Genomic DNA, 13,004 nt, shown 5'->3' with positions numbered 1-13,004 from the left:
CCCGGCACCTGACCGCGCCCGTCACGGTCCGATCGCGCCCCGGGCACACGGGAGAACCCCCGCCGGCAGGCCGGCGGGGGTTCGAGGATCAGGGAGCGATCAGCAGCGGATCAGGCGGTCGGACGGATGACGTCCGGCAGCAGCACGTGCAGGCGCTCGGCCAGGCGAGCCTTCGCCTCGTCGAGGGAACGGAAGTCCCCGACGTACTCACCGAAGGTGTCGGCGACGAAGAAGTGGCTGCCCTGACGGTCGACGGTGCCGCCGTAGTAGCCGCCGTAGTTCGCGACCCACAGGCCCGTGTCGGCCTGGGCCCACGAGATGCGGACGGGGGCTGCCTGCACGGGAGCGACGACCTGGGCCTCGATCTCGGCGATGACCTCGATCGTCTGGGTGTCCAGGGTCACCTCGGCCTGCTGGCGGTGGGCGACGGTCGTGCTCATGGTCCTGCTCCTTCGTGCTGTGCTGCGTGCTGGGTGGTGCGGGCGTCGCGGTCGACGCCGGTGATGTCGGTGTCCGCTGTCGTCACTCGACCGGCCGGATCACCGGCGGGAGCATGACGTGCAGCTGGTCCTCGAGCTTGGTCTGCGCCTCTTCGAGGGAGGAGAACTCGCCCACGACGAGCCCGAAGGTGTCGGAGGCCACGTAGCGGTCGTCGCGCTTGTCGACGCTGCCGCCGAAGTACCCGCCGTAGCCGGCGATCCACTCGCCCTGGTCCTCCTGCACCCAGGTGACCTTGGCGCGCTTGGGACGCGTCGAGAGCGCTGCATCGGCTTCGAGGATCGCGATGGTGTCCACGGTGTCGGTGTCGAGGGTGACCTCGGCCTGCGTCGCGTTGTTCACGGTGATGCTCATGTCGCTCTCCTTCACGATCCGGGGTACATCTGCTGACACCAGAACGCTACGAGAAGTGCCGAGGGGATCGCCAGCCAGGCCCGTCGATTCACGGGTTTCGTCAATGCCATCCATCGGGCAGCCCCGGATTTCCGGGCAGGTGCGTCGCACTTCCGGGGTACAGCGTCAGGATCGGGGTACTCGTTTTCCGGATCGCCGCGATCGGGGGACGAAATGGTGCGGACACCTGCCTGGAGGCGCGACTCGCTAGCGTCGGCACGTGACCTCCGACAAGCCCCGCGTCGACTACCGCGCCCCGGCCACCTGGCGCAGCCGTCGATTCGCGACGGGGCTGGCGATCGCCTACGGCGTCGCCCTGGCGCTCGTCGGGTTCTGGGGCTCCCCCGTCGACGCCGCAGGAGGCCCGTGGCTCACCCGCGCCCTCGCAGCCGCGCACCGTCACGGCCTGCCGGAGCGCATCGACTACGCCGCCGTCGAGTCCCTGGCGAACGTGGTCTACTTCGCGCCGCTCGGACTGCTCGTGGTGCTGCTCACCGGAGCGCGATGGTGGTGGGCCGCCATCGCCGCAGGGCTCGTCGTCAGCACGTGCATCGAGACCGGCCAGGCGCTGTTCCTGCCCGCCCGCACCGCGACCATCGACGACGTCGTCGCCAACGGCGTGGGGGCGGTCCTGGGGGCCGTGGCAGGGGTGCTGCTGCTCAGCCGGGCGGCACGGCGTCGCTGACAGCGGCCCCCGCGCACGACGAAGCCCCCGGAGCAGATGCTCCGGGGGCTTCGTTCAGTGCGTTGCGACTCAGACGGACTCGCGCTGGCGGCGGACCGAGCCGCGGACCAGCAGGAGGCCACCACCGAGGACGACGGCGCCGCCGGCAACCCAGATGGCGAGCATCGAGATCGTGGAGCCGGTGAAGGCGAGGGTGCCGTCGCCGGCACCAGCGGCCGGCGCAGCAGCGGCACCGTCAGCCGGAACGACCGTCAGGGCCGAGGTGGCGACGTTGCCCGAGGTGGCGCCGGTCGCGGTGAGCGAGTAGGTGCCCGAAGCGCCCTGCGGCAGGGTGACCGAGACCGAGGCGGCGCCGTTGGACGAAGCCGTGTAGGTCTTCGAGACCGTCGTGATGGGCAGCGCGCCCAGCGTGACGGCGCCAGCACCGGTGACCGAGACCGTAACGGTCTCGTTCGGCACGAACGAACCGGCGGCGAAGCCGACGACCGCGGTGCCACCGGCGATGGCCGGGCCGGAGACGCTGACGTTCGAGGCGGGCACGTAGCCTGCGGCGTTGGCGGCGGTCGGGATGGCAACGAACGCAGCAGCAGCCAGAACGACTGCAGCGATGATCTTCTTCATGGAGGAGTCCCCTAGTTGCTGATGGCTTCGCGCGGATGAAAGTGCGACCAGCCCCAGTTACTTGCAGGCGCGATTGCGAAGTTCGCTCAATCTACCGGGGATTCACAGCTCGTGACCAGCGGTTGTGTAACAGAGCGGTGAACACCCGGCGTCGACACCGCGTCGATCGGAGTGCGGCCCTGCCCGGACGGCCCCACCCACTCAATCCGGATTTTCGTGCTTTTGCCTGGTGAGAGCAGCGTTTGGAACTGTGCAACGGGGTGCTTTCCGTCCATCGCGGTCTGCGGCGACGCAGGCCGCTCATCCTGAGACGAGGTGACGTACACCCCCGAAGAGGGGGCGTACACGGCGACATTTGTCCGCACAGCGCCGCGTGCCACGCCGAACGCACCGGCACCCGTCACGTAGTCGGGCAGGGTCGTCGCGGCATCAGCGGGTGCCGCGTTCTTCAAGGTGACCTCGACCGTCCACGTCGGCCGGCCATCCTTCCGGCACACTTGACTACCAACGGAGACGGTCTTCTCGAGGTAGTAGTCCATCTTCGCCCCGGTCGCGTCGTTCAGGTAGACACCGAACTGCTGCGAGCTCGAGTCGCTGATCGGCAGCCCACCCGCGATGGCGGTCCCGACGAGCTCCGACTGCTCGTTCTTGTCGGCGCTCCAGAGCTTGACCCGTCCCTCGTCGACACCTGTCGTCAGCGCCGCGATGAACTGCTTGGGATCAAAGCCGCCCGCGGACACCTTCGTGAACACCGCGCTGGCTGCTGAAGCGAAGAACAGGTCCTGCACCGCAGGATCGGGGTACTTCGCGTACGCGTCGCTGAGCAGCAGCTGTACCGCATTGTCCGACGTCAGCCGGTCCCCCGTCGGCAGGTCGACCGGTCCGGTCGCCTTCAGGATGTAGCCGAGGGTCACGGGGTCGATCGACAGCACGCCGTCGACCCGCTGCCCGAACTGCCGCTTCCACATCTCCCGCGCCAGCTTCGCCGAGGTGTCGAATCGTGGCGTCAACGTGACGTCCTGGATGAACTCCCCGGTGATCGAGCCGTACAGGCCCTGCGTCTCCGTGGTCAGTGGCAGTACTGGTTTGTCGGTCTGCGGGAAGTCGGAGGTCGACGCCTGCTGACCCAGCGAGATCGCACCGTCCTTCGCCGTGATCATCGCAAGCGCTCCGGGGATGCCGCCGCCTGCGCGGAGCTCCGAGTTGTTCTGAAACATCACGAGGTAGTGTTTCGTGCCGCCCTCGCCGAGCATCGACGGCGCGAGCCGCACGACCTTGTTGGCCGAGTCGGCCTGCGCGGACGCAGACGACAGGGACGACCGGAGTTTGTTCACCGCGTCCGACACCGCCGACACCGTGTTGCTGGTGTCGATCTCCCCGGCGGAACGCGTGGCCGCCCTGAGCGTTGCCGTAGCCTTCGCGACGGCAGGCTGCGCCGCCACCAGCGGCTGGAGGTTGACCTTGCCGGCTTCCGGCTTGAAAGCGTCGACGTCGACGTCCCCGAGGACCCCTGCGACAGGTCGGACGGCGTCGCTGGCAACATCGTCGACCACCACAGCTATCTGTCGGACGGCGCGAAGGTTCCCGCCAACGAGCGGGGCGTGCTCGAAAGCCGCCCACACCGGATCGCTCGTCTTCGATCGCGCATCCGCGGCGCTCAATTCCAGATCGGTAGCAGTCTGCTGCGCTGCCTCAGAGTCGCCCTTCTCGAGCTGGGACCGGAGCGCCGAAACGTGGGCGACAGAGTCTTCAAGGTCCTGCTTGGCGATCATCCCGCGGATGGCGACCCACGCGATCGAGGCAATCACGAGCAAGACGAGGAAGAGGACGCCCCACAAGAACCACCGGGGACGGGAGCCCCAGAGTCGAGCAGCGCGTCGAGACTCGGGATCGTCCGACATGTGGTCAGCTTAGAGGCAGACCCGCTCAGAGCGACATCGGGGTGCCCCGGGGAGGAGAGAGCGTAATGGCTAGATCGATCAGGTCGGCTCTCAGGCTCGACGCCGAGCCGCTCGGCCTAGCGATGGCACGAATTGCCGAGCGCGTCGGACACAAGGCCAAAAGCCGGATTCTCGGCGCACAGGTCGGTGCCGACAAAGCGTACTTCGGACCACGCGCCGTGATTCGCGGGGCGAAACGAATCCGATTCGGGAAACGCTTCGCGAGCGGTCCAGACCTCTGGCTGGAAGCCGTCACCGAGTACGGTCTCAAGCGATACGAGCCCGTCATCCAAATTGGCGACAACGTCGCTCTCTCAGCACGCGTGCACATTTCCGCGATCGATCGCATCGTGCTCGGTGACGGTTGCCTCGTCGGTAGCGGCGTTTTCATTGCCGACCACAATCACGGCACCTACAGCGGCCACGGCCAATCGGTTCCCCAGGAGCCGCCAGCGCTGCGCGAACTCGGCGGCGGTGGGCCGGTCGTGATCGGCGCCAATGTCTGGATCGGGGACAATGCTGTTGTCATCGGACCCGTTCGCATCGGGGATGGCGCGGTCATCGGCGCTAACTCGGTCGTCACGCGGGATGTCGCTGCCGAGACGATCGTCGGTGGCGTCCCGGCGAAACCGCTTAAACGCTGGTCGGACTCAATCCGTTGGGAGCGGGTCTGACGAGAGTCCCGACTCGTTCTCGGACAAAAGGCGGCGCAGCAACCGGGCCTCGAGCAGCAGCGCAACCAGCTCTCCAGCACCAAAGCCGATAACCGCTCCTGCCGCGCCGAAGAAGAACGCCCCAATGAGTGTCAGCGGCATGCCGATGCTCGCGCCCAACACAGTAAATCGCGCCAACTGGCCTGCTGCCCCGAGGCCCAGCAAGCATACGAACCCGAACACCTGCGCGGCCACGAGCACAGCCAACAGGACGCCAAAAGCGGCAGCGACACCCGTCGGAATCTCGACCTGTCCGCCGCTGAGGAGGCCACCGAAAAGTGGGGCGAGCAACGCGAACAATGCACCACCGAACACCGCGATCAGTGTTCCAGCAAGGGCCGCCAGTCGCACCCGACGCAATCGCCCCGCGCCATCGACGGCCGGCACCCATCCCTGCAGATATTGCAAGACCGGCGAGAAGCCAGTGGTAGCGAAGCGCAGGAGCTTGTCGCCGAGCGAGTACGCCGGCAGGGCGGTAGGCGCGAACAGTGCCACGAGCACGGGGGGCAGGGCAGTGACCAGCGCAGAGACGCCAGACAACAACATTCCGTGAGATTGCGCGCTCAGCAATTCGATCGGGTTCTGGCGACTCCGACCTCTACTGCGGCGCGTTCCCCGAAGGTGAAGTCCCGTACCGACTATGCCGAGCAGTACTCCAACCAACTGCGCGGCGGGCAGGCTCCAGAGCGCCGCCCCGGACCACACCGCAAGCGCACCTGCTGCCGCACCGAGCACCCGTGGGATCGAGTCGAATGTGAAGAACGACCACGGCTGAGCAGTCCCGGTGAAAAACCATCCACTGAGAAGCCCAGTCAGACAGTAAGACAAGCAGTTGAGCGCCGACGGAAAGGACTCGGAGTTGACTGAGAAGATCGTGACCCCAACGGCGACCGCGCTGACCGGCAGTACGAGTACGCATCTCGCCCTGAACGACTCAGAGAAGATCCTCCGCCGTTCTGCGGCGTCTGCGGCTGCCACTTCAGTCGGCCCCGTTATCCCCCAGCCGAATCCGATCACGATAGCGCCAGAGGTCCCAACGGCCTGCGCTACCGCGAGACTCGCCCATGCATGGGGGCCGACAGCGGCGATGACGATTGGGATGGTCGTCAGCGTTACGAGCGCAGTGAGCGCCACGGAGAGCCCGTAGCCGCCAATCGTTCCAAGATGGCGAAGGTTGCTCACGGCCAGACGCCCCATCGCCTCGCTCTGCGCGCAAGCCTCATCGGCGAACGTTTCCTGCCTGGAGCAGCCGCTCTCGTAGTGCTGAGAACCCCGGCATCCGCTTCTTCACCAGCCCAAACTCGTCGGGCAGCGCGTACTTGGCGGCAAGCGACGCATCCCCGAGCGTCACGGCGATCCTGCCGATCGCCGCGCGACGCCTCCATCGCCGGAATACTTTGACTTCGCGAGGCAGGAACGGCGACGGTGCCCGCCGACCTTCGGGGAGATCAAGCAGGTACTTCCGATACGCACGTCTAGTCCGCTTGCTGATCCTCTCACCGCCCGCATCTCTGGAGAATCCGTACTCGGGAGTCGCGCCCAGCTCCGCCTCGGCCGACAGAACCGCCTCGGCATAGAGCCGACTCACCTGTCGGAGTGCCGGCAGTTCATCGCCGACGTTTCGTAGGTCCACAGACAGCCGAACACTGATGGCGTCGGGATCACGGGGGTTGAACCCGCTGAAGTGAAGCAACCGGAGTTCATGCCCCGACCTCTCCATGATGAACTTGCCGCCTTCTTCATCGAATCGTCGCTCGTGAAGATTCCACGGGCCGACGTTGTACCCGGAATGACGGAGTGTATGACCGTCGAAGTAGTTTGCTCCAATGTCCACCCACTTCTGGTCGACGAACACACCGAGGAGGGGATAGATCAGACACTCGCGCTCGAGGTGGGACCACCACCAGTCGAGGAACGGTACGGCGGATCGACCGACCGCGCAGAAACCGAGGTTGAAGACGCCTACGGTCAGGTCGTGGCCTTCGGTGATGTGGTCGACGGAACGAGGAATCGGCTCAAGGAAATGCGGTGTCAGTACGATCCCGTGCTTCGCGACGAGATCCGGCAACTCAACCAACGGCGAAACGATCATCATGTCAGGGTCGAGGTAAACGACGGTCTCTGCTTCCTGCAGCAGAGCTTTGAAAAAGAGCGGCTTCACCGACGTCGAGAACTCCACGACATCATAGATCGCAGCGAGCTCGAGGACCGCACGCTCAGAGAGTCCGAGAACTTCCGTCGTCGCAATCCGGAGACCAGGTCGACCAGCCTCCAGGTCGCGACGATCGCAATCGACCACGAGAATCACGAGCTCCTTGTCCGGTTCGACTCGGCGGACGCTGTCGTACAGCGCCAACGCTTGGGGCAGGTAATTTTCTGCTACGACCGTGCAGTAAATCGTAGAATTCATCAACGTGTATCTACCGTATTTCTCTAAGGGTTGGCACTCGTTGCCGCGACCCAGTGCCAACAGGTGCCCCGGTCAGTATTCGAGCAATAAACGCAGAAAGCGCGACGATCAACACCAAAAACACGATGTTTCCCGTATTGAAGAGATAGCCACGCCAGTATTCGAGGAAGCCATACGCCACAACACCAGACATGACAGCCACAACCGAATCGTACTGTCGGAAATGCTGGAAGAGCACAGCCGCCGCGGCAAGGACTAGAAGCGTGTAGACAAGACCCCACCAGCCCCACCGCGCGTAGACGTCCGCAAACGAGGAATTCGCGTTGAGGTTTGGCGCAATGTCCACCTGATAAGCGTAGAATCCCAGATCCAGGGCCGCAGATTTATCGCCCTTCGTGCTCTGCAAGAATGTTGGGAGAATCGACTGCAGCGCGTCCACTGGGGAGACGTCAATGGGGAAACGACCGTTACCAATCGCATCCGCCACGCCAACTGATACCTGACTCGGAGCCCCGACGTAGCTCAGAATCTGATACACATTCATCATGAAAGGATTCTCGACACCGAAGGCGCGGTAGTAATTTGCATTCCGCGTGAAATTGAAAACTGCGAGCACAAGAAAAAGTGAGACGATGCCAACGCCTGCCACGCCCAGCCGTAGCTTTCCGTGCGGCCTGCGGTGGTAGTAAAGAAAGACAAACACGGCAATCGCCATGATTAGGGAAAGTCTCGAACTCAGGAGAACCACTAGCAGGAGCATGATTACGTTAAGCGCCGCAAGCAACCAACTTGCCTTGTGCTCCAGCGCGAGGATGACCCCAACTGGAGCGGCAACAGTGACCGCATACCGCAAAGTTCCGACCGAAGATCCGTCGAGCAGCGCTTCCGAGAGCACATTGGCTTGCGCGGACTGCAGGGCCGCAAGGATCGAGGTCTCGCGCGCGATCAGGTAATACGCACCAACTACACCCAGCAGCGCGAAAAGAGTGAGAATCCGGTAGAAGACGAGTTCGAACTTCGGGTTTCTCTCGATTGCTAGCAGGACCGGTGACGCCTTCCAGCTTCGACCGACCGCTACCCCAAAGCTGATTGCGAGAACGCATCCTAGATACCAGCTAATGAGCACAAAGGCGGCGACCGGAGATAGCTCACTTCGGACTGCAAACCCGCGAAGGTATGTTCCTTCGCCAGGCACCAACCAAGCAACAAGACTTCCCAGGACCGGAACGAGCAGCAATATCCACGGCTGGAACAGCCGGTTCGGACGGATCATCAGTAGCCCACCAGCGTTGATTTCACGTTCTCTGCGACTGCATGCCACGTCCACGGCGGGGCAGCGTCGCTCCGCGGAGCGGACGAGACGCTACTCAATCGGGTGAGAGCGTCAGACCATCCATCCACGCTCTTCGCATCACGAACACTCACCCCGGTCCCTGCGCGAAGGATCTCCTCGACGCTCTCACAACCGGCCCAGAACGCTACCGGCCTGCCGCAAGCCACGGCCTCGGCGGCCGGGAGCCCGAACCCTTCGTGCGTCGACGGCATCAGGAGGCCGATTGCACCCCTGTAGATCGTGGCAAGAGCCTCGTCCCCGATGCCGCTGACCACACGGGCCCGACCTGTGAGACGCCGCGACGCGAGTAGTTGTTCGGCCGCAGAGCGGTCGGCGGTCACCATGACGAGTGAGAACTCCGGGCGAAGGGCGAGGGCGTCGACGATCACCTCAACGTTTTTATGCTCCCGGAGGTTCCCGACGTATACGAAGTAGTCGGTCAAATCCGTCCATCGCGGTCCTTCGGCGATGAACGCTTCGGATACGCCATTGCCCGCGTTCACCACCTCCACCGAGGTAGCGTCGAGCCATTCAACAATGTGTTGCTTCGACGTCTCCGAGACGGTGAAAACCTTTCCGGCCTTGCGAACGGCGGGCTTGACAATTCGGTCGTAGTAGAGCGTCTTGAGCGCCGATCCCTCGGATGGAACCTGTAAATGGATGAGGTCGTGGATGGTTAGCAGCTGCGTGGCGCGGGTGATGCCTGCGTTGAAACCAGGTGCGTATACGACATCGTTCCTCGACAGGCTCATACGCTTCGGGTTGACCGCGTCGATTGGTAGGGGCTTCCGAAGTCGATGTCCGAGATCGGTCCATTCGAGATCCAGGCGCGACACCACTTCACGTGAGTAGCGCCCGATTCCGTGCATTCCGATGCGGCTGGTGTCGACGTAGAGCGTCATGCTTCGGCTCCTGAATCGGTTGTTCCCATCCACGCCAGCAATCGAGCGCGGAAGGTGGCCTCCCCGAACTGTGTCTCGACCCGCTCGGGAACCGCTGTCATGTCTTTCGAGGCTGCCCGTTGGACAGCTTCTGCGAGGACCTGTGCATCGAGCGAATCGACGATGACGCCGCCGTCCACGAGTTCCACGCTCTCGCTCGCACCACCTTCTCGGTAGACGACGACCGGGGTGCCTGCGGCCATCGCCTCAACCGGCATGATCCCGAAGTCTTCGACAGCGGGAAAGACGAACACCGCAGCCCGTCGGTAGAGCTCGCGAAGGAGCGCGTCCGAAGGTCGGTGGACGAACGTCACCGTGACGTCGAGTTCCGCGGCCCGCACTTCGAGCTCGCCACGCGTTGGACCGCTTCCGGCAAGTACCACCGGACGACCAGCAGCAGCGCCTGCCTCGAGTACGAGGTCCAGGCGTTTATACGGCACGAATCGGGAGGCACCCAAGACAAATCCGGCCGGAAGCCCCGCGAGGAGTTCGGTTTCTCCGCCCGACAATCGCTCGCTGCCTGCCCGGATCCTGCTCACGTCGACTGGCGGGTATATGACAGTGGCCTCTTGTCCCCACACGTTTGCGATGCGCTGCTGGATGTACAGGCTGTTCGCGGCGTAGGCAGTGTCGGGCCGCACCGCTCGGAGGTCGAGCCAACGGAAGGCCGGTGCCAAGAGCTTCACGAGCGGGTTCGCGCCTCGGTTGTCCTGCTCTGGCGCCCATATGGTCCGGGCGGGAGTGTGAACGTAGACGAACGACCGGGGGCTGCGGGCCGACCGGCGGCGTCCCCCGATGTGGTGTGCGAAGACGTGCGAGCTGACCAGGACGAAGTCGTAACCATCGACACGGGCCCTCCGCCAGGCACCGGACATGAACGGGAGCGCCAGTGCCTTGCTCTTCCGAATCGGCGATCGCGCTAGCCACGTCTCGTGGATCTTGTGGCCCGAGAAGCGCTCCGGGGCATCGTTCCACAGGGTCACGACGTCGGCATCGGGGAACACACGGCCCATGGCCTCGGCGACGTTCTCTGAGCCCCCATGCGGCGCAATCCACTCGTGTGCAATAAGGCCTGCCATCAGTGCGCCTCGTTTCCAGGCGCCAACACCGCGCGCACGGTCTTCCACAGGATGACGAGATCGCCGGTCATCGACCAGTTCTCCACGTAGTAAAGGTCGAGACGGATCGCGTCCTCCCACCCGAGCGAAGATCGGCCGCCGACTTGCCACAGTCCGCTCATGCCTGGCTTCAGCAACAGACGCCGACGGGCGGCATCGTCGTAGAGGGCGACCTCGCCCTCGCGCTGCGGACGAGGGCCTACGAGGCTCATGGTGCCGAGGAGAACGTTGAACAGTTGAGGGAACTCATCGAGCGAGTGTTTCCGCAGGAAGTGCCCGATCGACGTCACACGAGGGTCGTTCTCAACCTTGAATAGAGGTTTGTCGGATGTGCCCTGCTGCGCCAGGAGCGCTGCGAGTTCATCATCGGCGTTCAGTCGCATCGATCTGAACTTGAGCATGTCGAACGGCTCGCCATTCTGCCCGACGCGCTCTTGTCGGTAGAAGACCGGCCCCGCGCTCGTCAGCTTGACCGAGAGCGCGAGGACAATCAGCACGGGTGAGAGCGCGGTGATGAGGGCCGCAGATCCGACGAGGTCGAACACGCGCTTCATGAAGTGCGTGGACCCTTCGTAACGCGGCATTTCGACATGGATGAGCGGCAGACCAGCGACTGGACGGGTGTGGATCCGTGGGCCATTGATCTGCGTCAAGCTCGGCGCCACGATCAGGTGCTGGCGGCCGCCCTCGAGACCCCAGCTCAGCTCACGGACGGCTTGCGCACCGAGCTCCTCGGAACTCGTGACGGCAACCGTGTCAGCACCAGTGGTGTTCAACGCCTGGAGCGCGTCCGGTATCCGGCCGACGATCGGGATGGTGGTACCTGCCACGGGCTCCCCAACGACACCGTCCGGCACGCACGCAGCGACAACCCGATAGCCCTCCTCCGGATGCCGTGCAAGTTCACCGGCGAGGTGCGCGACGCTCGGCGTCGAACCGACGAGTAGCACCCGCGCGGAGTAGCCACCGCCCTGACGTTGGGCGTTGAGCCACTGCCGCCAGATCCATCGGCTGAACATCAAGACGAGCGTTCCAAGCGGGAATGCGATGAATATGTACCCGCGAGCCAGATCGATCTTGAAGACGTAGGCGATGATCGCCACGAAGGCAAAGAGTCGGATCGAGGCGTCGACGATCCTGCGGTACTCGGCCGAGCCTGTGCCGATGTACCGGTGGTCTCGAGTGTCGTAGAGCGCGAGGACGATCAGCCACGCGGTGATGATCGCTACAGAGACCGCCGTGTAGCCGATAGCGAGGTCGGCGACGCTGCCACTGACCGCGACGCCCGCACTGTCGAGCCCGAACCATGCGATCTGCACGCCGAAGACCACCCAGACAAGCACGAGCACGTCGGAGATCACGAGACGTCGGGCGTAGCTCTTCGCCCACGGCACGGCAGCGGTGGACTGGCGGCTCGTGAGGGTCACCATGTCGCGCCGTCGTCCTTCGACACGAGTACATCATCGCCAGCCCAGAGCCATACCGCAGGAGCCGCACGAGCCACGGCGAGGGCACCCTCGATGTCGGCGTCGGTTGCACAGCCGACGACGGTGCTCTTCGTGGCTGGGGTAACGGCCACCGCGGCCATAGACCCGATCTCGACACCGGGGCACTCCGACGCTCCCACGCGAGCGAGAAGGTAGGAGTCGCCGTCGTCCGCCAGGGATCGCAGACCGGAAACAGGCACGCCGACCCATTCGCCCCCACCGGACCGCCACTGCACCGCGTTGGTGCAGACGATCGCTGTGGTGAACTTGCCTTGGTACGCCTGGGCTGGATCGGCGCAGGGGGACTCGACGATGCCGGTCGACAGTACGAGCCCAGCGGGTGCGATGCCAGCGCCGGCATCACCCGCAACTCCGGACTTCCAGGTCGCACCATCGTCGTCGGAGGTGCGCACAGCGGTCTCGCAGTCGTCACCGGTGCCGATGACGACGGAGACGCTCCTCGTGCCTGCGCGGAGCGCCAACACGGCTCCGGAACCAACCCCGACATCGACCGGAGCCCACGTTGTTCCACCGTCTGTGGTGTGCTGCAGCACCCCATCGGTGCCGCCACACACGCCGCTCGACGCCCGCCATGCCTCCAGGCTGTCCACTGCGGACAGCAGACGGCGGCCGGGCGTGGCCATCCGGGCGGGATCCGATGTGGCGGACGCGGACGGTTTCGCCGTGCTCGAAGCAGACGGTCGAGGCGTGCTGGAGAACGTCGGCACCGGGCCGGGCGTCCCGTTGGAGGCTGGCGCAGTACGTACCAGCGCCAGGGCGACGAGCAGCACGTCGACGATCACCAGGACCACGACGATCACGGCGACCCAGACGAGCGTGCGGCGCGAGAAGACGCTGCCGAGGC

13 protein-coding genes are annotated in these 13,004 nt (G+C 64.6%); 2 read left to right on the top strand and 11 right to left on the bottom strand.

Annotated elements, in window-relative coordinates; translation table 11 throughout:
- Positions 1 to 110: 110 nt before the first annotated feature.
- A complete protein-coding gene (locus tag BR70_RS0103970; RefSeq protein WP_027465012.1) occupies positions 111 to 440 on the bottom strand; it encodes a hypothetical protein in 330 nt (109 codons plus the stop codon).
- Positions 441 to 522: 82 nt separating this feature from the next.
- Positions 523 to 852, bottom strand: coding sequence for a hypothetical protein (locus BR70_RS0103960; RefSeq protein ID WP_027465011.1), 330 nt, complete (start codon positions 850 to 852; stop codon positions 523 to 525).
- 259 nt (positions 853 to 1,111) lie between these two features.
- Here BR70_RS0103960 and BR70_RS19415 point away from each other — a divergent pair, with 259 nt between their 5' ends.
- Positions 1,112 to 1,576: a VanZ family protein gene (locus BR70_RS19415; RefSeq protein WP_051596614.1), complete on the top strand. Its 465-nt coding sequence runs from the start codon at positions 1,112 to 1,114 to the stop codon at positions 1,574 to 1,576.
- A gap of 69 nt (positions 1,577 to 1,645) precedes the next feature.
- Here BR70_RS19415 and BR70_RS0103950 read toward each other — a convergent pair whose 3' ends face one another.
- Both BR70_RS0103950 and BR70_RS19410 read right to left on the bottom strand, forming a co-directional pair.
- Positions 1,646 to 2,197: a hypothetical protein gene (locus tag BR70_RS0103950; RefSeq protein WP_027465010.1), complete on the bottom strand. Its 552-nt coding sequence runs from the start codon at positions 2,195 to 2,197 to the stop codon at positions 1,646 to 1,648.
- Positions 2,198 to 2,283: 86 nt separating this feature from the next.
- Positions 2,284 to 4,098 (bottom strand): DUF4012 domain-containing protein, encoded by a 1,815-nt coding sequence (locus tag BR70_RS19410; RefSeq protein ID WP_081827234.1) that lies wholly within the window; start codon positions 4,096 to 4,098, stop codon positions 2,284 to 2,286.
- 65 nt (positions 4,099 to 4,163) lie between these two features.
- On the opposite strand from BR70_RS19410, the gene BR70_RS23705 reads away from it, so the two are divergent.
- Positions 4,164 to 4,811: an acyltransferase gene (locus tag BR70_RS23705; RefSeq protein ID WP_051596612.1), complete on the top strand. Its 648-nt coding sequence runs from the start codon at positions 4,164 to 4,166 to the stop codon at positions 4,809 to 4,811.
- Here the strand turns inward: BR70_RS23705 and BR70_RS22735 are convergent.
- The 7 genes from BR70_RS22735 to BR70_RS23100 all read right to left on the bottom strand — a co-directional run bounded on the left by BR70_RS22735 (position 4,788) and on the right by BR70_RS23100 (position 12,960).
- The gene (locus tag BR70_RS22735; protein ID WP_197019615.1) at positions 4,788 to 6,032 is read right to left on the bottom strand and encodes an oligosaccharide flippase family protein; all 1,245 of its coding nucleotides are present in this window, start codon (positions 6,030 to 6,032) and stop codon (positions 4,788 to 4,790) included. The genes BR70_RS23705 and BR70_RS22735 overlap by 24 nt on opposite strands.
- Before the next feature lie 37 nt (positions 6,033 to 6,069).
- Positions 6,070 to 7,206 (bottom strand): hypothetical protein, encoded by a 1,137-nt coding sequence (locus tag BR70_RS0103930; RefSeq protein ID WP_027465007.1) that lies wholly within the window; start codon positions 7,204 to 7,206, stop codon positions 6,070 to 6,072.
- 64 nt (positions 7,207 to 7,270) lie between these two features.
- Positions 7,271 to 8,533, bottom strand: coding sequence for an oligosaccharide repeat unit polymerase (locus BR70_RS0103925; protein ID WP_081827232.1), 1,263 nt, complete (start codon positions 8,531 to 8,533; stop codon positions 7,271 to 7,273).
- A complete protein-coding gene (locus BR70_RS19405; RefSeq protein WP_035808045.1) occupies positions 8,533 to 9,495 on the bottom strand; it encodes a glycosyltransferase family 4 protein in 963 nt (320 codons plus the stop codon). The genes BR70_RS0103925 and BR70_RS19405 overlap by 1 nt, the downstream gene beginning before the upstream one ends.
- On the bottom strand, positions 9,492 to 10,613 hold the full coding sequence (locus BR70_RS19400; RefSeq protein WP_051596610.1) for a glycosyltransferase: 1,122 nt from the start codon (positions 10,611 to 10,613) through the stop codon (positions 9,492 to 9,494). The genes BR70_RS19405 and BR70_RS19400 overlap by 4 nt, the downstream gene beginning before the upstream one ends.
- Positions 10,613 to 12,082: a sugar transferase gene (locus BR70_RS0103910; RefSeq protein ID WP_027465005.1), complete on the bottom strand. Its 1,470-nt coding sequence runs from the start codon at positions 12,080 to 12,082 to the stop codon at positions 10,613 to 10,615. The genes BR70_RS19400 and BR70_RS0103910 overlap by 1 nt, the downstream gene beginning before the upstream one ends.
- Complete coding sequence (locus BR70_RS23100; protein ID WP_155896764.1) at positions 12,076 to 12,960, bottom strand: beta propeller repeat protein; 885 nt, start codon at positions 12,958 to 12,960, stop codon at positions 12,076 to 12,078. Before BR70_RS23100 ends, BR70_RS0103910 begins: the two co-directional genes overlap by 7 nt.
- Between the last annotated feature and the right edge of the window lie 44 nt (positions 12,961 to 13,004).

The sequence above is a fragment of the Curtobacterium sp. UNCCL17 genome (assembly GCF_000686685.1).
Classification (GTDB): domain Bacteria; phylum Actinomycetota; class Actinomycetes; order Actinomycetales; family Microbacteriaceae; genus Curtobacterium; species Curtobacterium flaccumfaciens.
This window is presented reverse-complemented; position numbering and strand designations above follow the sequence as displayed.